General features: G+C 59.0%; 16 protein-coding genes and 1 pseudogene. 10 read left to right on the top strand and 7 right to left on the bottom strand.

Annotated features, from left to right (window positions below; genetic code table 11):
- Positions 1-7: 7 nt before the first annotated feature.
- Together mutS and fdxA are read left to right on the top strand one after the other, a co-directional pair.
- Positions 8-2,587, top strand: coding sequence for a DNA mismatch repair protein MutS (gene mutS / locus ACOZK9_RS11145; protein ID WP_421555867.1), 2,580 nt, complete (start codon positions 8-10; stop codon positions 2,585-2,587).
- 143 nt (positions 2,588-2,730) lie between these two features.
- On the top strand, positions 2,731-3,054 hold the full coding sequence (gene fdxA / locus ACOZK9_RS11140) for a ferredoxin FdxA (RefSeq protein WP_058412691.1): 324 nt from the start codon (positions 2,731-2,733) through the stop codon (positions 3,052-3,054).
- Between the two features lie 533 nt (positions 3,055-3,587).
- Here the strand turns inward: fdxA and apbC are convergent.
- Positions 3,588-4,682: an iron-sulfur cluster carrier protein ApbC gene (gene apbC / locus ACOZK9_RS11135; RefSeq protein ID WP_058412692.1), complete on the bottom strand. Its 1,095-nt coding sequence runs from the start codon at positions 4,680-4,682 to the stop codon at positions 3,588-3,590.
- Between the two features lie 172 nt (positions 4,683-4,854).
- Between apbC and metG the strand changes: the two genes are divergently transcribed.
- The 4 genes and pseudogenes from metG (at position 4,855) to ACOZK9_RS11115 (ending at position 9,037) form a co-directional block, all read left to right on the top strand.
- Complete coding sequence (metG, locus tag ACOZK9_RS11130) at positions 4,855-6,906, top strand: methionine--tRNA ligase (protein ID WP_421555844.1); 2,052 nt, start codon at positions 4,855-4,857, stop codon at positions 6,904-6,906.
- Positions 6,907-7,018: 112 nt separating this feature from the next.
- Positions 7,019-7,393, top strand: a pseudogene (gene rsxB / locus ACOZK9_RS11125) (electron transport complex subunit RsxB); the annotation flags it as partial.
- Positions 7,394-8,108: 715 nt separating this feature from the next.
- Positions 8,109-8,747: an endonuclease III gene (nth, locus tag ACOZK9_RS11120; RefSeq protein WP_058412694.1), complete on the top strand. Its 639-nt coding sequence runs from the start codon at positions 8,109-8,111 to the stop codon at positions 8,745-8,747.
- Between the two features lie 107 nt (positions 8,748-8,854).
- Positions 8,855-9,037 (top strand): PA3496 family putative envelope integrity protein, encoded by a 183-nt coding sequence (locus ACOZK9_RS11115; RefSeq protein ID WP_058412695.1) that lies wholly within the window; start codon positions 8,855-8,857, stop codon positions 9,035-9,037.
- A gap of 84 nt (positions 9,038-9,121) precedes the next feature.
- Here the strand turns inward: ACOZK9_RS11115 and ACOZK9_RS11110 are convergent, their stop codons facing one another.
- From ACOZK9_RS11110 to ACOZK9_RS11100, 3 genes are all read right to left on the bottom strand, one after another.
- Positions 9,122-9,754, bottom strand: coding sequence for a response regulator transcription factor (locus tag ACOZK9_RS11110; RefSeq protein ID WP_058412696.1), 633 nt, complete (start codon positions 9,752-9,754; stop codon positions 9,122-9,124).
- 633 nt (positions 9,755-10,387) lie between these two features.
- Positions 10,388-11,605 carry an argininosuccinate synthase gene (locus ACOZK9_RS11105; protein WP_017738284.1) on the bottom strand — a complete coding sequence of 406 codons (1,218 nt, stop codon included), beginning with the start codon at positions 11,603-11,605 and terminating at the stop codon, positions 10,388-10,390.
- A 129-nt stretch (positions 11,606-11,734) separates the two neighbouring features.
- Complete coding sequence (locus ACOZK9_RS11100; RefSeq protein ID WP_058412697.1) at positions 11,735-12,643, bottom strand: flagellar protein MotY; 909 nt, start codon at positions 12,641-12,643, stop codon at positions 11,735-11,737.
- 156 nt (positions 12,644-12,799) lie between these two features.
- Here ACOZK9_RS11100 and pyrC point away from each other — a divergent pair, with 156 nt between their 5' ends.
- Positions 12,800-13,846, top strand: coding sequence for a dihydroorotase (gene pyrC, locus ACOZK9_RS11095; protein ID WP_099235955.1), 1,047 nt, complete (start codon positions 12,800-12,802; stop codon positions 13,844-13,846).
- Positions 13,843-14,514, top strand: coding sequence for a ribonuclease T (gene rnt, locus ACOZK9_RS11090; protein ID WP_058412699.1), 672 nt, complete (start codon positions 13,843-13,845; stop codon positions 14,512-14,514). Before pyrC ends, rnt begins: the two co-directional genes overlap by 4 nt.
- 67 nt (positions 14,515-14,581) lie before the next feature.
- Here rnt and ACOZK9_RS11085 read toward each other — a convergent pair whose 3' ends face one another.
- Entirely contained in the window at positions 14,582-15,184 is a 603-nt protein-coding gene (locus tag ACOZK9_RS11085; RefSeq protein WP_057724790.1) for a peroxiredoxin, read from the bottom strand.
- Between the two features lie 246 nt (positions 15,185-15,430).
- On the opposite strand from ACOZK9_RS11085, the gene ACOZK9_RS11080 reads away from it, so the two are divergent.
- Both ACOZK9_RS11080 and bfr read left to right on the top strand, forming a co-directional pair.
- Positions 15,431-15,649 (top strand): bacterioferritin-associated ferredoxin, encoded by a 219-nt coding sequence (locus tag ACOZK9_RS11080; RefSeq protein ID WP_099235954.1) that lies wholly within the window; start codon positions 15,431-15,433, stop codon positions 15,647-15,649.
- A 201-nt stretch (positions 15,650-15,850) separates the two neighbouring features.
- Positions 15,851-16,321: a bacterioferritin gene (gene bfr, locus ACOZK9_RS11075; RefSeq protein WP_058412700.1), complete on the top strand. Its 471-nt coding sequence runs from the start codon at positions 15,851-15,853 to the stop codon at positions 16,319-16,321.
- An 86-nt stretch (positions 16,322-16,407) separates the two neighbouring features.
- Here the strand turns inward: bfr and grxD are convergent, their stop codons facing one another.
- Together grxD and ACOZK9_RS11065 are read right to left on the bottom strand one after the other, a co-directional pair.
- A complete protein-coding gene (gene grxD / locus ACOZK9_RS11070; protein WP_058412701.1) occupies positions 16,408-16,746 on the bottom strand; it encodes a Grx4 family monothiol glutaredoxin in 339 nt (112 codons plus the stop codon).
- Between the two features lie 86 nt (positions 16,747-16,832).
- Positions 16,833-18,941 carry a molybdopterin oxidoreductase family protein gene (locus ACOZK9_RS11065; RefSeq protein ID WP_421555843.1) on the bottom strand — a complete coding sequence of 703 codons (2,109 nt, stop codon included), beginning with the start codon at positions 18,939-18,941 and terminating at the stop codon, positions 16,833-16,835.
- Positions 18,942-18,976: the final 35 nt, after the last annotated feature.

The following is an 18,976-nucleotide window of genomic DNA, read 5'->3' as shown; positions in this document are numbered from 1 at the left end:
TAAGCAAATTTCCGATCTGTCCTCCCACACGCCGATGATGCAGCAGTACTGGCGCCTGAAAAACCAGCACCCTGATCAGTTGATGTTCTATCGCATGGGCGATTTCTACGAGATCTTCTACGAAGATGCGAAGAAGGCCGCCAAGTTGCTGGACATCACCTTGACCGCGCGCGGGCAGTCGGCGGGGCAGTCGATTCCGATGTGTGGGATTCCTTACCATTCGTTGGAAGGCTACTTGGTCAAGCTGGTGAAGCTGGGCGAGTCGGTGGTGATTTGTGAGCAGATCGGCGACCCGGCGACGAGCAAGGGGCCGGTGGAGCGCCAGGTGGTGCGCATTATTACGCCGGGCACGGTGAGTGATGAGGCGTTGCTGGATGAGCGCCGCGATAACTTGATCGCCGCGGTGTTGGGTGATGAGCGTTTGTTTGGCCTTTCGGTGCTGGACATCACCAGTGGCAATTTCAGTGTGGTGGAGATCAAGGGCTGGGAGAGTCTGCTGGCGGAGCTGGAGCGCATCAACCCGGTGGAGTTGTTGATTCCGGATGATTGGCCGAAGGATTTGCCGGCAGAAAAACGTCGTGGGGCCAAGCGTCGCGCGCCGTGGGATTTTGAGCGTGATTCGGCGCTGAAAAGCCTGTGCCAGCAATTCTCGGTGCAGGACCTTAAAGGCTTCGGTTGCGAGACGCTGACCCTGGCCATCGGCGCTGCCGGTTGCTTGCTCAGTTATGCCAAGGAAACCCAGCGCACCGCGTTGCCGCATTTGCGCAGCCTGCGCCATGACCGCCTGGACGACACGGTGGTGCTGGATGGCGCCAGCCGGCGCAACCTGGAACTGGATACCAACCTGGCGGGCGGGCGCGACAACAACTTGCAGTCGGTGGTCGACCGTTGCCAAACCGCGATGGGCAGCCGTTTGCTGACCCGTTGGCTGAACCGTCCGCTGCGTGACTTGGCGGTGCTGCAAGCGCGGCAGTCGTCTATTACCTGTTTGCTTGACGGCTATCGCTTTGAAAAGCTGCAGCCGCAGTTGAAGGAAATCGGCGATATTGAGCGCATCCTGGCGCGGATAGGCCTGCGTAACGCGCGCCCTCGTGACCTGGCGCGCCTGCGTGATGCGCTCGGCGCCCTGCCAGAGCTGCAAGTGGCGATGACCGAGCTGGACACGCCGCACCTGCAACAGTTGGCCGTGACGGCCGGCACCTACCCGGACCTCGCGGCGCTGCTGGCGAAAGCCATCATCGACAACCCGCCGGCGATCATCCGTGACGGCGGCGTGCTTAAAACCGGTTACGACACTGAGCTGGACGAGTTGCAGTCGCTGAGCGAAAACGCCGGGCAGTTCCTGATTGACCTGGAAGCCCGCGAAAAAGCCCGCACTGGCCTGGCCAACTTGAAGGTCGGTTACAACCGTGTGCACGGCTACTTTATCGAGTTGCCGAGCAAGCAGGCCGAGCAGGCGCCGATCGACTATCAGCGGCGCCAAACCCTCAAAGGCGCCGAGCGGTTTATCACGCCGGAGCTGAAGGAATTCGAAGACAAGGCGCTGTCGGCCAAGAGCCGCGCGCTGGCCCGCGAAAAAATGCTCTATGAAGCCTTGCTTGAAGACCTGATCGGCAAGCTGGCGCCGCTGCAAGACACGGCCGCCGCCTTGGCGGAACTGGACGTGTTGAGCAACCTCGCCGAGCGCGCGCTGAACCTTGACTTGAACTGCCCGCGGTTTGTCAGCGAGCCGTGCATGCGCATCGTGCAGGGGCGCCATCCGGTGGTGGAGCAGGTGTTGACTACGCCGTTCGTCGCCAACGACCTGTCGCTGGATGATGACACCCGCATGCTGGTGATCACCGGTCCGAACATGGGCGGTAAATCCACCTACATGCGCCAGACCGCGTTGATCGTGTTGCTGGCGCACATCGGCAGCTTTGTGCCGGCGGCCAGTTGCGAGTTGTCGTTGGTCGACCGTATTTTCACGCGGATCGGCTCCAGCGATGACCTGGCCGGTGGCCGTTCGACCTTTATGGTGGAAATGAGCGAAACCGCCAACATCCTGCACAACGCCACCGAGCGCAGTTTGGTGCTGATGGACGAAGTGGGTCGCGGCACCAGCACCTTCGACGGCCTGTCTTTGGCATGGGCGGCGGCCGAACGCTTGGCGCACTTGCGTGCCTATACGCTGTTCGCCACGCACTATTTTGAACTGACGGTATTGCCCGAAAGCGAGCCGCTGGTGGCCAACGTGCATCTTAATGCCACCGAGCACAACGAGCGCATCGTGTTCCTGCACCACGTGCTGCCGGGGCCGGCGAGCCAGAGTTATGGCCTGGCCGTGGCGCAGTTGGCCGGCGTGCCAAACGATGTGATCACCCGCGCCCGCGAGCACCTGAGCCGCCTGGAAACCACGGCGCTGCCCCACGAAACCGTGGTCGCCAGCCCAGCCAAAGGCAAAAACAAACCCAGCGCGCCGCACCAGAGTGATATGTTCGCCAGCTTGCCGCATCCGGTGCTTGATGAGTTGGCAAAACTTGACCTGGACGACATGACCCCGCGTAAAGCATTGGAAATGCTCTATGCACTGAAGACACGGGTCTAACGCAGACGCTTGCAAGCTGATAGAATCTCGCGCGGTTTGGGATGCTGCGGGCTTTTAGCCTGGTCCGCAGACTATCGCTCTCAAACCTCGCGAGCCCCGCCGATAAGGGGTTTCGCTGCCGCCGCCTGAGGAGAAAATTAGAAATGACCTTCGTCGTCACCGACAACTGCATCAAGTGCAAGTACACCGACTGCGTAGAAGTGTGTCCGGTGGACTGCTTCTACGAAGGCCCGAACTTCCTGGTTATCCACCCGGATGAGTGCATCGACTGCGCCCTGTGTGAGCCAGAATGCCCGGCCGTCGCTATTTTCTCCGAGGACGAAGTCCCGGCAGAGATGCAGGAATTTATTCAGTTGAACGTCGAGTTGGCGGAAATCTGGCCGAATATCACTGAGAAGAAAGATTCGCTGCCGGATGCGGCCGAATTTGATGGCGTGAAAGGCAAGATCAAAGACCTCATACGCTAACAGCGTCGACGCCCTCGAAAAGGCCCCTTGCGGGCCTTTTTGCGTTTCTGCGTGGCAGGTTTCACTTTTCTACAGGCGAAAAAAAGGGGCGGTATGACCCGCCCACATTTTCTCCATAGTCCCTTTGATCCTTTTCATCATCCTGATGAATCGCATCCCGCGATGTTCCGTCGAACCATCGTTCCTTGATGGCCGTGTCAATCCGTGGACACAGGGCTGATATTAGAGAGTTCCAAAGGAAGTTCAACGGGATCCAAACCTTTGGCTGACACGCTTGGCCGATGAGCGACACATAAATAATTGTTATATTTCAAATAGATAGAAAAATCTCTCGACGTTTTGAGTCGCACACACCCGGTAAAAAAACCGAACACTTACGCAGAAGTAAGTGAATGCTTACGCGCACAACTGCGTAAATGCAGCATCGGCCCCCGTTGAGCATTTTTCAGGCAATAAAAAACCCCCATACAGGGGGCCATATTATCTGTGGCGAGCGGGCTGCTCGCCGCAGGGCCGCTCGCCACAGGGAGGGATCAGTCGTCGCTGACTGTGATCGTCGGCATCGCAGGCGCAGCCGCTTCTTGCAGGACGATTCGCGCGCCCACATGACGGGCCAGTTCCTGGTAGATCATCGCGATCGGCCCATTGGGCTCGGCCGCCACGGTGGGCTTGCCGCCATCGGCCTGCTCACGTATCTCCATCGCCAATGGCAACGAGGCGAGCAATTCGACGCCGTACTGGGTCGCCAGCTTCTCGCCACCGCCCTCGCCAAACAGGTGCTCGGCGTGGCCGCAATTGGAGCAGATGTGCACCGCCATGTTTTCCACGACGCCCAGCACCGGGATGTTGACCTTGCGGAACATCTCCACGCCTTTTTTCGCGTCAAGCAACGCCAGGTCCTGCGGCGTGGTGACGATGACGGAGCCGGCCACCGGGACTTTCTGCGCCAGCGTCAACTGGATGTCACCGGTGCCGGGCGGCATGTCGATCACCAGGTAGTCGAGGTCGCCCCAGGCGGTCTGCGTAACCAGTTGCAGCAACGCGCCGGAGACCATCGGCCCGCGCCAGACCATCGGTGTGTTGTCGTCGGTGAGGAAAGCCATCGACATGACTTCCACGCCCATCGACTCAATCGGCACGAACCACTTCTGGTCCTTGACCTTGGGCCGCGTGCCTTCGGCGATGCCGAACATCACGCCCTGGCTGGGGCCGTAAATATCGGCGTCGAGAATACCCACGCGCGCCCCTTCACGGGCCAGCGCCAGCGCCAGGTTGGCGGCGGTGGTGGATTTGCCCACGCCGCCCTTGCCGGACGCCACAGCGACCACGTTCTTGACGTTGGCGAGGCCCGGTATTTGCGCCTGGGCCTTGTGTGCGGCGATCACGCATTGAATGTCGACCTTGGCCGAACGCACACCGTCCAAGCCTTCAATGGCCATTTGCAGCATCTGCGCCCAACCGCTTTTGAACAGGCCGGCGGCATAGCCCAGTTGCAACTGGACCGAGACCTGATCACCCTGAATCTCGATGGCGCGCACGCAACCGGCAGTGACCGGGTCCTGGTTCAAATAGGGGTCGGTGTATTGGCGAAGAACGGCTTCCACCGCTGCGCGAGTGACGGCGCTCATGGGCTACTCCCGAAAAAAGACTGACTGAAACAGGCGGCTATCCTAACCGTTCCAGGCGCCCAGCGGCATGCTTTCGACGGCGCGCACGCTGCTGAAACAACGCCACGGGGTGAAATATATTTGCGGGCGCTTTATAGTGGCCGACCTCCGTTTCATCAAGTAGCCGAGCCCCATGTCCGAGCCACGCAAGATCCTCGTCACCAGCGCCCTGCCCTATGCCAATGGTTCTATCCATCTTGGCCATATGCTTGAGTACATCCAGACAGATATGTGGGTGCGCTTCCAGAAGCATCGCGGCAACCAATGCATTTATGTCTGCGCGGACGACGCCCACGGTTCGGCCATCATGTTGCGCGCCGAAAAGGAAGGCATCACCCCGGAACAACTGATCGCCAATGTGCAGGCTGAACACAGCGCCGACTTTGCCGAGTTCCTGGTCGATTTCGACAACTTCCACTCCACTCATTCCGAAGAAAACCGCGAGCTGTCGAGCCAGATCTACAAGCGCCTGCGCGACGCCGGGCATATTGATACGCGCTCGATTACGCAGTATTTCGACCCGGAAAAGAAAATGTTCCTGGCCGACCGCTTCATCAAGGGCACGTGCCCAAAATGCGGCACCGAAGACCAGTACGGCGATAACTGCGAGAAGTGCGGTGCGACTTACGCGCCCACCGACCTGAAAGACCCGAAGTCGGCCATCTCCGGCGCCACGCCGGTGCTTAAAGATTCGCAGCACTTTTTCTTCAAGCTCCCGGATTTTCAGCAGATGCTGCAAACCTGGACCCGCAGCGGCACCCTGCAGGACGCCGTGGCCAACAAGATCGCCGAATGGCTCGACGCCGGCCTGCAACAGTGGGACATCTCCCGCGATGCGCCGTACTTCGGTTTCGAGATCCCCGATCAGCCGGGCAAGTATTTCTATGTGTGGCTGGACGCGCCGATTGGCTACATGGCCAGCTTCAAGAACCTGTGTGACCGCACGCCGTCGCTGGATTTCGACGCGTACTGGGCCAAGGATTCGACTGCCGAGCTGTACCACTTCATCGGCAAAGACATCGTTAACTTCCACGCGCTGTTCTGGCCGGCGATGCTTGAAGGTTCGGGCTACCGCAAGCCGACCGGCATCGCCGTGCACGGCTACCTGACGGTCAATGGCCAGAAGATGTCCAAGTCGCGTGGCACCTTTATCAAGGCGCGCACCTACCTGGACCACCTGTCGCCGGAATACCTGCGCTACTACTACGCTTCCAAGCTGGGCCGTGGCGTCGATGACCTCGACCTGAACCTGGAAGACTTCGTACAGAAGGTCAACTCGGACCTGGTCGGTAAAGTGGTCAACATCGCCAGCCGCTGCGCCGGTTTTATCCACAAGGGCAATGCCGGTGTATTGGTGGCCGAGAACGCCGCGCCGGAACTGACCGACGCGTTCCTGGCGGCCGCGCCAAGCATTGCCGACGCTTATGAAGCGCGCGACTTTGCCCGTGCGATGCGCGAGATCATGGGCCTGGCCGACCGCGCCAACGCCTGGATCGCCGACAAAGCGCCGTGGTCGCTGAACAAGCAGGAAGGCAAGCAGGCTGAAGTGCAGGCGATCTGCGCCACGGGCATCAACCTGTTCCGCCAACTGGTGATCTTCCTCAAGCCGGTATTGCCGTTGCTGGCCGCCGATGCCGAGGCGTTCCTAAACGTCGCGCCGCTGACCTGGAATGACCACACCAGCTTGCTCGGCAACCATCAACTGAACGCGTTCAAGCCGCTGATGACGCGTATCGACCCGGTCAACGTGCAGGCGATGACCGACGCTTCGAAAGAAGACCTGATCGCCAGCCAGACCGACACCGGCGAGCCCGCGCCTGCCGGCAACGGCGAACTGGCCAAGGACCCGCTGTCCCCGGAGATCGACTTCGACGCCTTTGCTGCCGTGGACCTGCGCGTTGCGCTGATCATCAAGGCCGAAGCCGTGGAAGGCGCCGACAAGCTGCTGCGCCTGACGCTGGACATCGGTGACGAGCAACGCAACGTGTTCTCCGGGATCAAGAGCGCTTATCCGGACCCGTCCAAGCTCGATGGTCGCCTGACCATGATGATCGCCAACCTCAAGCCACGGAAAATGAAGTTCGGCATTTCCGAAGGCATGGTGATGGCGGCCGGCCCCGGCGGTGAAGAAATCTACCTGCTGAGCCCGGACAGCGGCGCCAAGCCAGGGCAACGTATCAAGTAAGGCTCAAGGCCCGCGGTAAGCGGGCCTGTTTTATGAAGCGCGCGTGATATATGGCGAGCGGCTCACCTGTACAAGCGTTATGTATTCAACCGGCATGCCCATGAACCTGATTCAACGTATCGACGCGCTGCTGCCGCAGACCCAATGCGGCAAATGCGGGCACCCAGGCTGCAAGCCTTACGCCGAAGGCATCGCCGCCGGTGAGGCGATCAACAAGTGCCCGCCGGGTGGGCAGGAAACCATCGCGGGCCTTGCGCAACTGCTGCGTGTGCCGGTGTTGGAACTCGATACCCGCCGTGGCGAAGCCCCAGCCGTTGTCGCCTATATACGTGAGGCCGAATGCATCGGCTGCACCAAATGCATCCAGGCCTGCCCGGTGGATGCGATCGTCGGCGCCGCCAAGTTGATGCACACCGTGATCGTTGATGAGTGCACCGGCTGCGACCTGTGCGTTGCGCCCTGCCCTGTCGATTGCATTGAGATGCGCCCGGCGGCCAACGTGCTGCCGATTGTCGGCGGCATGGCGGCCAACGACCATGAACGCCATGAACGTGGCCTCAAGCGTGACCGGGCGCGGCGACGCTACGAACAACGCAATGCGCGCTTGCAACGCGAAGAAGCACACAAACTCGCCGAGCGCCTCGCGCGGGCCAAGCGTTCGACGCCGGTTGCGCCGGTGCAGGCCAACACAGCGCAGGCGGCCAGGGATGCTGCGGTCAAAAAAGCCAAAATCAGCGTGGCGATGAGCCGTGCCCAGTTACACAAATCGTTGAAGGCGTTTGGTCACCCGCCGACCTTTGAGCAACAGTCGCAATTGATTGTGCTGCAGCAGCAATTCGAAGCGGCTGAGCAGGCACTGAATGCACTGGAAGTGAACAGTCCGCCACCTGCGTCAACGACGACAAGCAAAGACCCCGAGCTCAAGCGCGCGAAAATCCAGCTGGCGTATGCCCGGGCGAATGTCGGCAAATTGCAACGCCAGCCGGGCGTCAGCGCGGATGAACTGCAGGCCGCACAACGCACGCTGGAAGACGCGCAGCGTCAGGTGGACGCTCACCTCAGTGCGTGAGCCGCAGCAAGCACCGCAGGCTGCCGGGTAGCGTGGTGATGGTTTATCCTGCCGGGGTTATGGCTGGCAGGCTCCCCTGCCTGTGCACACTTTTCACAATCACGTTGACTGCCTGCAAGGAACTACCTGCCCGATGAACGCCGCAAAACGCCTGGAAATCTTCCGCAGGCTTCACGAAGACAATCCGGAACCTAAAACCGAACTGGCCTATTCCTCGCCGTTCGAGTTACTGATTGCGGTGATTCTGTCGGCCCAATCCACGGACGTTGGCGTGAACAAGGCCACCGCAAAACTGTACCCGGTAGCCAACACGCCGGAGGCCATCCATGCCTTGGGCGTAGACGGGTTGTCCGAATACATCAAGACCATCGGTCTGTACAACAGCAAGGCTAAAAATGTTATCGAGACCTGCCGCCTGCTCGTAGAGCTGCATGGCAGCGAAGTGCCAAACACCCGCGAAGCCCTCGAAGCCCTCCCCGGCGTGGGCCGCAAAACCGCGAACGTGGTGCTCAATACCGCGTTCCGGCAACTGACCATGGCGGTCGACACGCATATTTTTCGCGTCAGCAACCGAACCGGCATCGCGCGCGGCAAGAACGTGGTTGAGGTGGAAAAACAACTGATGAAGTTCGTGCCCAAGGCGTATCTGCTTGATTCCCACCATTGGCTGATCTTGCACGGGCGCTACGTTTGCCAGGCCCGCAAACCGCGCTGTGGGAGCTGCCGTATCGAAGACCTGTGCGAATACAAGGACAAGACCTCAGACGATTGAGGCTTCATTGCGTTTCCCGATCAGTCGATTGAAAAAATCTTTTTTACCCCGCCATGGAATATCGTTATAAGGGGCGCCAACGGCATTCTTAGCCTGGAGTTAACCTTATGAGCACTGGCAAAGAACAACTGGATCTGGAAGACGACCTCGTTGCAGAGTCGGAAGACGATGGGGAAGCACCTGTTGCTGAGGTGGCCAAGACCAATCTGAGCAAACGTCGCACGATCGACAACCTTCTGGAAGAGCGCCGCTTGCAGAAACAATTGGCCGATTACGACTTCGATCTCTAATCGACCCGTTGACGACCGGAAGCCTCCCTGACGGAGGCTTTTTTCTGCCGGTTACGCTTGGCCCCTCAGTGGCAACCGCCTGCGCTATACAAGGCCGTTGCGTTGGGCCAGCTCGATCAGGTCGACGAGGGAGCGCGCATTCAGCTTGAGCAGCAGGCGGGTCTTGTAGGTACTGACAGTTTTGTTGCTCAGAAACATGCCGTCGGCAATCTCCTTGTTGGTTCTGCCACGCGCCAACTGCTGCAGCACCATCATCTCGCGACCCGACAGGCGTTCGACCATATCCGCTTCACTGGCGTTGCCCATGGTGGAGCGCACCGAATTAAGCGCCTGGTTAGGGAAATAGCTGTAGCCGGAGAGTACTGCCTTGATGGCGCTCAACAACTCGGTCAGGTCCTGCTGCTTGCACACGTAGCCAGCCGCCCCCGCCTGCATGCAACGCATGGAAAAATGGCCGGGCGCCTGGGACGTCAGCACCAGCACCTTAAAGGGCGCAGCCTGCTTGGTAGACGCCAGGCGACAAATCACTTCCAGCCCATCGAGTTTGGGGATCCCGATATCCAGTATGACAATGTCAGGCACATGCTCGCGCGCCAGTTGTAACGCATCGACGCCGTTATCAGTCTCGGCAACGACTTCATAACCATGACGTTCCATTAGCATGCGTACAGCAAGACGAATGACGGGATGATCATCCACGATCAGCACTTTATTCATGAGAAAGTCCAATTTCGCTGTTCGAATTATTTAGAGCAAGCACAATAGCCTAGTCGTTTCCTAGTTGGCATAGTGCTCACCCCCAAGCAACAGCAAGCAGAGACCCAACCCACAATGCTTTAGGAATTGACCTACAAAAAAACACCCAGTTGGATACATCGAGCTTTATGGGGACTTTCAGAACTTTCCGAAGCCATACATATTTTGAATGAAATATAGGCCTCTTAAGCGCTGTAACGCCCACGCGCCGCACCTGTCTTTCAGAAAATGTCCATTGCTTGTCACCACCGGGCGAATGAAGAGGTGAAAAAATTCCGCTGCTATTAGTTCCATTCAACATAGTTTCCGACCTCCCTAATTCCTACAGAATTTTCCGTGTCTTACATAAGTTTCGCTCTCATATAGTGAATCTTCTGTAAGACATAGTTCCTAGGCAGGTGTTAAAAATTCATTCAGACGTAAAAAAACAGCCATCAAGAAAAATCAGTCCACCGATGTTTATATCGGACAAGCGATAAACATTTACTCAGCACTTTTAAACATTGCAGTTCATTCAACTGCCTGGTGCCTTGATAAACAGGCAAAAAAAATGGCCCCTTGGGCAAGGGGCCATGTTTACAACGCGGGTATGACTCAGAACAACTTGCGACCCTTGTTGGCCGCAATGCGCATACGCAGTGCGTTCAACTTGATGAAGCCTGCTGCGTCCGCCTGGTTGTAAGCGCCGCCATCTTCTTCAAAGGTGGCGATATTGGCGTCGAACAGCGACTCATCAGACTTGCGACCGGTGACGATCACATTGCCCTTGTACAGCTTCAGGCGCACAACGCCGTTCACGTGGGCCTGGGAAGCGTCGATCATCTGTTGCAGCATCAGACGCTCAGGGCTCCACCAGTAGCCGGTGTAGATCAGGCTGGCGTACTTGGGCATCAACTCGTCTTTGAGGTGAGCCACTTCGCGGTCCAGGGTGATCGACTCAATGGCGCGGTGGGCGCGCAGCATAATGGTGCCGCCCGGGGTTTCGTAGCAGCCACGGGACTTCATGCCCACGTAACGGTTCTCAACGATGTCGAGACGGCCGATACCGTGTTCGCCACCGATACGGTTGAGGGTCGCCAGCACGGTGGCCGGGGTCATTTCGACGCCGTCCAGCGCGACGATGTCGCCGTTGCGGTAGGTCAGTTCCAGGTACTGAGGCTTGTCTGGAGCGTTCTCCGGGGAGACGGTCCATTTCCACATGTCTTCTTCGTGCTCGGTCCAGGTGTCTTCCAGCACGCCGCCTTCATAGGAGATGTGCAGCAAGTTGGCGTCCATCGAATACGGGGACTTCTTCTTGCCGTGACGCTCGATCGGGATGGCGTGCTTTTCAGCGTAATCCATCAGCTTTTCACGCGACAGCAGGTCCCATTCACGCCAAGGCGCAATCACCTTCACGCCGGGCTTGAGCGCGTAGGCGCCCAATTCGAAACGCACCTGGTCGTTGCCCTTGCCGGTAGCACCATGGGAAATGGCGTCGGCGCCGGTTTCGTTGGCGATTTCGATCAGGCGCTTGGCGATCAGCGGACGTGCGATGGAGGTACCCAGCAGGTACTCGCCTTCGTAGACGGTGTTGGCGCGAAACATCGGGAAGACGAAATCGCGGACGAATTCTTCGCGCAGGTCGTCAATGTAGATCTCTTTCACGCCCATGGCTTGCGCCTTGGCACGTGCAGGTTCGACCTCTTCGCCCTGACCCAGGTCAGCGGTGAAGGTCACCACTTCACAGTTATAAGTATCCTGCAGCCACTTGAGGATCACCGAAGTGTCCAGGCCGCCGGAATACGCGAGAACGACCTTGTTTACGTCGGCCATGCCATCACTCCACGGGGTTGTACGGAAAGGCAACGATTCTACCGATCAAAACCATGGATTTACAGGGGCGCGACAGCAAATGAAGATAAAGCGACAGATTATGTCGAGAGAGCGACCGAAGGTCGCACCCTAGGATATATGCGCAGGGTTAGTCGGCGCCGTGGCTTGGGGCGCCGGTTTTTCGGGGGCCGCTACACGTTCAAGCTGAACATTCACGCGGCGGTTACGCGCCCGGTTGGCAGCATTGGTGTTGGGCGCCAGTGGGTAGCTTTCGCCATGAAAGCGCAGCGTGATCTGCGATTCCGCAATGCCGTTGGCCTTGAAATAGTCCATCACGGCCAGCGCACGACGGCGCGAGACGTCGCGGTTGGTCAGCCGATTGCCGCTGTTGTCGGAATGGCCATTGAGCTCGATATGGTTAACCGTAGGGTCGGCCTTCATGTAGGTGACAATCACGTCGAGCTTCTTCTTGGCCGCCGCGTCCAGCTCAATACCACCGCCAGGGAAGCCCACCTCGGCCTGTTTGACCTGATCGTAATTCATCGGCAACAGCTTGGCGGTGCACACTTGATAGTCGTTGTAGGCCTTGCTGAACTTGACCGGCAGCAGACGAATTTCCGAGTAACCGCCCTCACGCCCATAGTGGCGCACGGTCGGGCTACGGCCTTCCAGCAACCCGGTAAACAGCCGCCCCGCCTGGGCCTGGGAGCTGTTGAACAAGACGTCGCCACTGCCCGCACGCACTGCGCCGAGGTTGATGTCACCGCGGCCTGGCTGCCACGGTGCAGCGGCGGCCAACAAGGTGGCGGAGCCCGCGCCCAGCGCGCCGTTATAAGCTTTCAGGCGGAATGTGGCCTGCTCGCCAGCGCGGCGCACAAACTCACCCGAACCAAAATCAGCGATCGGCTGGGTCAAACGGCACTCGAACACGTCGCCCTCCACCTTCCACTCAATATTCTCCAGACGTGTCTGGAACGTGAGGGCCATCGCAGGCAGGCTGGCGAACACACTGAGCAGGGCTAGATAATGCTGGCGCACGGGCGGCTCCACTGGTTTCTACAACACTTCAAAGCGTCATACGTCGTTAAGGCATACTCAGGGGTATCGGTCACCTCCCGCAAAACTTGATAGCGAGTGCCTGCAAGAGTCTTTTCCGGTAGCATTCCCACCAGATTGACCCGCCTGGAATCCCCAATGTCCGACCGCCTGACCCTGCTGCGTCCCGATGACTGGCATATTCATCTTCGCGATGGTGCTGCGTTACCCCATACCGTGGCCGATGTAGCGCGCACGTTTGGCCGCGCCATCATCATGCCTAACCTGGTACCGCCGGTGCGTAATGCCGAGCAAGCCGACGCCTATCGCCAGCGCATCCTCGCTGCCCGACCGGCCGGTAGCCGCTTCGAACCGTTGATGGTGCTTTACCTCACCGACCGCACCCAGCCCGAAGAAATTCGTGAGGCAAAGGCCAGCGGTTTTGTGTACGCCGCCAAGCTGTACCCGGCGGGCGCGACCACCAACTCCGACTCCGGCGTTACCAGCATCGACAAGATTTTGCCGGCGATCGAAGCCATGGCTGAAGTCGGCATGCCGCTGCTGATCCACGGTGAAGTCACGCGTGGCGATGTGGACGTGTTTGACCGCGAGAAGGTCTTCATCGACGAACACATGCGCCGTGTGGTCGAGCTGTTCCCGACCCTCAAGGTGGTGTTTGAGCACATCACCACGGCCGATGCCGTGCAGTTTGTCACCGAGGCTTCGGCCAACGTCGGTGCGACCATCACCGCGCATCACCTGCTCTACAACCGCAACCACATGCTGGTGGGCGGGATTCGGCCGCACTTCTATTGCCTGCCGATCCTCAAGCGCAACACCCACCAGGTGGCCTTGCTGGATGCCGCCACCAGCGGTAACCCGAAGTTTTTCCTCGGCACCGACTCGGCGCCTCATGCCCAGCACGCAAAAGAAAACGCATGTGGCTGTGCCGGTTGCTACACCGCGTACGCCGCAATCGAGCTGTACGCCGAGGCGTTCGAGACGCGCAACGCGCTGGACAAGCTCGAAGGTTTCGCCAGCCTCAACGGCCCGCGTTTCTATGGCCTGCCAGCCAATACCGAGCACATTACCCTGGTCCGTGAAGACTGGACCGCCCCTGCCAGCCTGCCGTTTGGCGAGCTGACCGTTATCCCGCTGCGCGCCGGTGAAACACTGCGCTGGCGCCTGCTGGAGGAAAGCAAGTGAGTGAAGACCATTACGACGACGAACACGAGCACAGCGGTGGCGGCTCTCGCCACCCGATGGCCGAGCGGTTTCGCGGCTATCTGCCGGTTGTCATCGACGTAGAAACCGGCGGCTTCAACTGCGCCACCGACGCCTTGCTGGAAATCGCCGCTACCACTATCGGCATGGACGAACAGGGCTTCGTGTTCCCGGAACACACGCACTTCTTCCGCGTAGAACCGTTTGAAGGCGCGAATATCGAAGCCGCCGCCCTGGAGTTCACCGGCATCAAGCTTGATCACCCACTGCGCATGGCGGTGAGTGAAGAAGCGGCGCTGACCGATATTTTCCGTGGCGTGCGCAAAGCGTTGAAAGCCAATGGCTGCAAACGCGCGATTCTGGTCGGTCACAACAGCAGCTTCGACTTGGGCTTCCTGAACGCAGCCGTAACGCGACTGGACATGAAGCGCAACCCGTTTCACCCGTTCTCCAGCTTCGACACCGCCACCCTCGCAGGCCTGGCGTACGGCCAAACCGTGCTGGCGAAAGCCTGCCAGGCGGCCGGCATCGACTTTGACGGACGCGAGGCCCACTCGGCTCGCTATGACACCGAAAAGACTGCCGATCTGTTCTGCGGCATCGTCAACCGCTGGAAACAGATGGGCGGCTGGGAAGACTTCGGCGACTGACTGAAGGTGAGCCCGCGCATAAAAAAACCGGCCTTCTCAGGCCGGTTTTTTTTGCCGCAAACGTGGCTTACAGCTTGCCGGCGTTCTCGGTCAGGTAAGCCGCCACACCTTCGGTGGAAGCGGTCATGCCCTTGTCGCCTTTTTTCCAGTTGGCAGGGCACACTTCGCCGTGCTCTTCGTGGAATTGCAGCGCGTCGACCAGACGGATCAGCTCTTCCATGTTACGGCCCAGCGGCAGGTCGTTGATGATCTGCGAGCGCACAACGCCCTTGTCGTCGATCAGGAACGCGCCACGGAACGCCACGCCGCCTTCGGACTCAACGTCGTAGGCCTTGGCGATGTCGTGCTTCATGTCGGCTGCCATGGTGTATTTGACTTTGCCGATGCCGCCATCGTTGATGGCGGTGTTGCGCCAGGCGTTGTGGGTGAAATGGGAGTCGATGGAAACCGCGACCACTTCAACGTTGCGCGCCTTGAAATCGTCCATGCGGTGGTCCAGAGCGATCAGCTCCGAAGGGCAGACGAAGGTGAAGTCCAGCGGGTAGAAGAATACCAGGCCATATTTGCCTTTGATCGCTTCAGACAGTTTGAAGCTGTCAACGATTTCGCCATTGCCGAGCACGGCAGGTACGTCGAAATCCGGGGCTTGTTTGCCGACGAGTACGCTCATTGGGTATCTCCTGATAGTAAAGGTGACGATTGAAGTAAAAGGACCGGCGTTGAGTCTGCCGCGTTTAAGCGACAGCCCTGTGACGCAGTCACGCTTCGTGAAAGCCGAGCATCATACCTTAAAAAAACCGTTCGTCAGCGCGAGGGCAGTGGCGGTGCAAAGAGCCGCGAAACTATTTTGACAATCATTCTCGTTAACATTAAGATCCATCGCACTTAAGCCTTAACACCGCGACGGTTCTCCTTTATGTATGTCTGCCTCTGCACTGGCGTCACCGACGGACAAATCCGCGAAGCAATCCTTGAAGGTTGCTGCAGCTACAAGGAAGTGCGTGAAACCACCGGCGTTGCCAGCCAATGCGGTAAATGTGCATGCCTTGCCAAGCAAGTCGTACGGGAAACCCTGACGCAGCTGCAAACAGCCCAGGCCGCTATCCCCTATTCAGCAGAATTTACACACGCATAATGACGCGTGTTTTTAAGAACCGGACCGAGTGTCCGGTTTTTTTATGCCCGAAATTCAATTAGTTAGCGCCAAGACGCGGAACACAAACATTCTTATTCCGATTAATTTTCATTTATTATTCAATAACTTAGGTTTGACACTAGAGATTTCGCCGCTCAAACTCCGCCTTATACACCGTTATTACAGGGCAGGACCCCAGTCATGAAAGGCGACATCTCAGTCATCCAGCAACTCAACAAAATCCTTGCCAATGAACTGGTCGCGATCAATCAGTACTTTCTGCATGCGCGCATGTACGACGATTGGGGCCTGGAAAAGCTCGGCAAGCGTGAATACAAAGAATCCATCAAGGCGATGAAGGACGCGGACGCGCTGATCAAGCGCATCCTGTTTCTGGAAGGCCTGCCGAACGTGCAAGACCTGGGCAAGCTGAATATCGGCGAACACACTCAGGAAATGATCAGCAGCGACCTGCGTTTCGAACAGAAGAGCCACAGCGACCTCAAGGCCGCGATTGCTCACTGTGAAACACACAGCGACTTCGGCAGCCGTGAGCTGCTGGAAGAGATCCTCGAAGACCAGGAAGAGCATATCGACTGGCTGGAAACCCAACTGGGCCTGATCGTCAAAGTCAGCCTGGAGAACTACCTGCAATCGCAGATGGGTGAATAACCCACGCGGCTACAGGTAATACACAAAAAAGCCCCGCGCTCTGACGAGACGCGGGGCTTTTTATTGCAGGGCTTCTTACAACAGCATCAAGCTTCAGTCTTGGCTGCCGCTTTGGCCGCTGCGTCTTTGACCAATGCCTGCAACGAACCGTCTGCAGCCATTTCAGTGATGATGTCACTGCCGCCGACCAGTTCACCGGCTACCCACAGTTGTGGGAACGTAGGCCAGTTGGCGTACTTCGGCAGGTTGGCGCGAATTTCCGGGTTTTGCAGGATGTCTACGTAAGCGAATTTCTCGCCACACTGCATGATCGCCTGCGACGCTTTGGCGGAGAAACCGCACTGAGGAGCGTTTGGCGCGCCCTTCATGTAAAGCAGAATAGTGTTGCTGGCAATCTGCTCTTTGATCGTTTCGATGATATCCATGGAACACCTCGGCTGGAACTTTGCGACTCACAGGTCGGCACGGTGGCGCATTGTAACGCAAAATTCCAGCCCGGTGGTCGGGCGCCTTACGCAGCCGCCACCTGCACCGGCACGCCGTTGAGTGCCGCATTGCCCGACAACTCATCCAACTGGCGCTCATCCGTCAGGTCATTGGCACTCGCGCCCGGCTGCCCACTGGCGATGCTCATGCGCACACCCGGGCGCCCGTGGCCCCAGCCATGCGGCAGGCTGACCACACCGGGCATCATGTCCAGGCTGGCGACCACCTCCACTTCAATCATGCCAATGCGCGAGCTGACGCGAACCCGCTGGCCATCGCTCAGTTCACGGCTGGCCAAGTCATCCGGGTGCATGTGCAACTGGTGCCGAGGCTTGCCCTTCACCAGGCGGTGATAGTTATGCATCCAGGAATTATTGCTGCGTACATGGCGGCGGCCGATCAACAGCAGCTCGCCGACCTTGGCCAGCGGCTGCGCCGCGAAGCGCGTCAGGTCCGCCAAAATCACTGCGGGCGCCGCCTGTACCCGGCCGTTTGGGGTTTTCAGACGGTTGGCCAGGTTGGGCTTGAGCGGCCCCAAATCCACGCCATGCGGATGATCCGCCAGCATCGCCACCGACAACTTATGGCTGGAGGCGTCGCCGTAAACCCCGCCGCGCAAACCGATGTCGATCATCTGCGCAGGCGCCATGGTGGGTTTAAGCGCCACGCCGGTCTGCGCCGCAAAGGCGGTGGCCAAGCCGACGAAGATCTCCCAATCATGCAACGCGCCCTCGGGCTTGGGCAGGATCGCACGGTTGAAACGCGTGACGTTGCGCACTGCAAACATATTGAATGTGGTGTCGTAGTGATCGTTTTCCAGCGCTGAAGTCGACGGCAAAATCAGGTCGGCATAGCGCGTGGTCTCGTTGATATAAAGGTCAATGCTGACCATGAATTCCAAGCCTTCCAGGGCCTGTTCCAATTGGCGGCCGTTAGGCGTCGACAGCACCGGGTTGCCGGCCACCGTGACCAAGGCGCGGATTTGCCCTTCGCCCTCGGTGAGCATTTCTTCGGCCAACGCCGACACAGGCAACTCACCGCCGTACTCCGGGCGCGCTGACACACGGCTTTGCCAGCGATTGAAATGCCCGCCGCCGGTGGATGCCACCAAGTCCACGGCGGGCGTGGTGCACAGGGCGCCACCGACCCGATCAAGGTTGCCGCTGACCAGGTTGATCAGTTGCACCAACCAATGGCACAGCGTGCCGAACGCCTGCGTCGACACGCCCATGCGCCCGTAGCAGACGGCTTTATCCGCCGCCGCAAAATCGCGCGCCAGCTGGCGGATCTGCTCGGCCGGCACCGCACATTGGCGGCTCATGGCTTCGGCAGTGAAACCGGCAATCGCTCGGCGCACGTCGTCCAGGCCGTCAACCGGCAAGTGGCTGGCGCGGGTCAGGTTTTCGCTGAACAGCGTGTTGAGCACGCCGAACAGCAGCGCTGCATCGCCGCCAGGGCGCACGAACACGTGTTGATCGGCCATCGCCGCCGTCTCGCTGCGCCGTGGGTCAACCACCACCACTTTGCCGCCTCGCGCCTGAATGGCCTTGAGACGCTTCTCCACATCGGGCACGGTCATGATGCTGCCGTTGGACGCCAGCGGGTTACCGCCGAGTATCAGCATAAAGTCGGTGTGATCGATGTCCGGTATCGGCAGCAACAAACCATGGCCGTACATCAAGTGGCTGGTGAGGTGATGGGGCAATTGGTCCACCGAGGTCGCCGAAAAGCGGTTACGCGTCTTCAACTGCCCCAGGAAGTAATTGCTGTGGGTCATCAGCCCGTAGTTGTGCACGCTGGGGTTGCCCTGATAAACCGCCACCGCATTCTGCCCATGCTGCGCCTGGATGCCCGCCAGCCGTTCGGCCACCCGCGCGAAAGCCTCGTCCCAGGGGATCGGCTGCCACTCGCTGCCCACGCGCAACATCGGCTGGTGAAGGCGGTCGGGGTCGTTCTGAATGTCCTGCAGCGCCACGGCTTTGGGGCAGATATGCCCACGGCTGAAAGGGTCGAGTGCATCGCCCTTGATTGACGTGATCGCAAGGTGGCCATCGTCGGCTTGGGTGGTTTCCAGGGTCAAGCCGCAGATGGCTTCACACAGATGGCAGGCACGGTGGTGCAGAGTCTTGGTCATGGCCGGTGTCTTCATCAGGGCTTTGGCTGAACTAT

This window comes from Pseudomonas kitaguniensis (assembly GCF_049199985.1).
GTDB lineage: Bacteria > Pseudomonadota > Gammaproteobacteria > Pseudomonadales > Pseudomonadaceae > Aquipseudomonas > Aquipseudomonas kitaguniensis.
Note: the sequence above shows the minus strand (reverse complement) of the source record. Positions and strands in the feature narration are given on the sequence as shown.

What these genes read in the sequence shown, in the direction of transcription:
- ACOZK9_RS11110 (WP_058412696.1), bottom strand. Translation starts at nt 9,754, where the DNA reads ATGAATAAAGTGCTGATCGTGGATGATCATCCCGTCATTCGTCTTGCT.
- nth (WP_058412694.1), top strand. Translation starts at nt 8,109, where the DNA reads ATGAACGCCGCAAAACGCCTGGAAATCTTCCGCAGGCTTCACGAAGAC.
- ACOZK9_RS11065 (WP_421555843.1), bottom strand. Translation starts at nt 18,941, where the DNA reads ATGACCAAGACTCTGCACCACCGTGCCTGCCATCTGTGTGAAGCCATC.
- bfr (WP_058412700.1), top strand. Translation starts at nt 15,851, where the DNA reads ATGAAAGGCGACATCTCAGTCATCCAGCAACTCAACAAAATCCTTGCC.
- pyrC (WP_099235955.1), top strand. Translation starts at nt 12,800, where the DNA reads ATGTCCGACCGCCTGACCCTGCTGCGTCCCGATGACTGGCATATTCAT.
- apbC (WP_058412692.1), bottom strand. Translation starts at nt 4,682, where the DNA reads ATGAGCGCCGTCACTCGCGCAGCGGTGGAAGCCGTTCTTCGCCAATAC.
- fdxA (WP_058412691.1), top strand. Translation starts at nt 2,731, where the DNA reads ATGACCTTCGTCGTCACCGACAACTGCATCAAGTGCAAGTACACCGAC.
- ACOZK9_RS11085 (WP_057724790.1), bottom strand. Translation starts at nt 15,184, where the DNA reads ATGAGCGTACTCGTCGGCAAACAAGCCCCGGATTTCGACGTACCTGCC.
- ACOZK9_RS11105 (WP_017738284.1), bottom strand. Translation starts at nt 11,605, where the DNA reads ATGGCCGACGTAAACAAGGTCGTTCTCGCGTATTCCGGCGGCCTGGAC.
- ACOZK9_RS11115 (WP_058412695.1), top strand. Translation starts at nt 8,855, where the DNA reads ATGAGCACTGGCAAAGAACAACTGGATCTGGAAGACGACCTCGTTGCA.
- ACOZK9_RS11080 (WP_099235954.1), top strand. Translation starts at nt 15,431, where the DNA reads ATGTATGTCTGCCTCTGCACTGGCGTCACCGACGGACAAATCCGCGAA.
- grxD (WP_058412701.1), bottom strand. Translation starts at nt 16,746, where the DNA reads ATGGATATCATCGAAACGATCAAAGAGCAGATTGCCAGCAACACTATT.
- metG (WP_421555844.1), top strand. Translation starts at nt 4,855, where the DNA reads ATGTCCGAGCCACGCAAGATCCTCGTCACCAGCGCCCTGCCCTATGCC.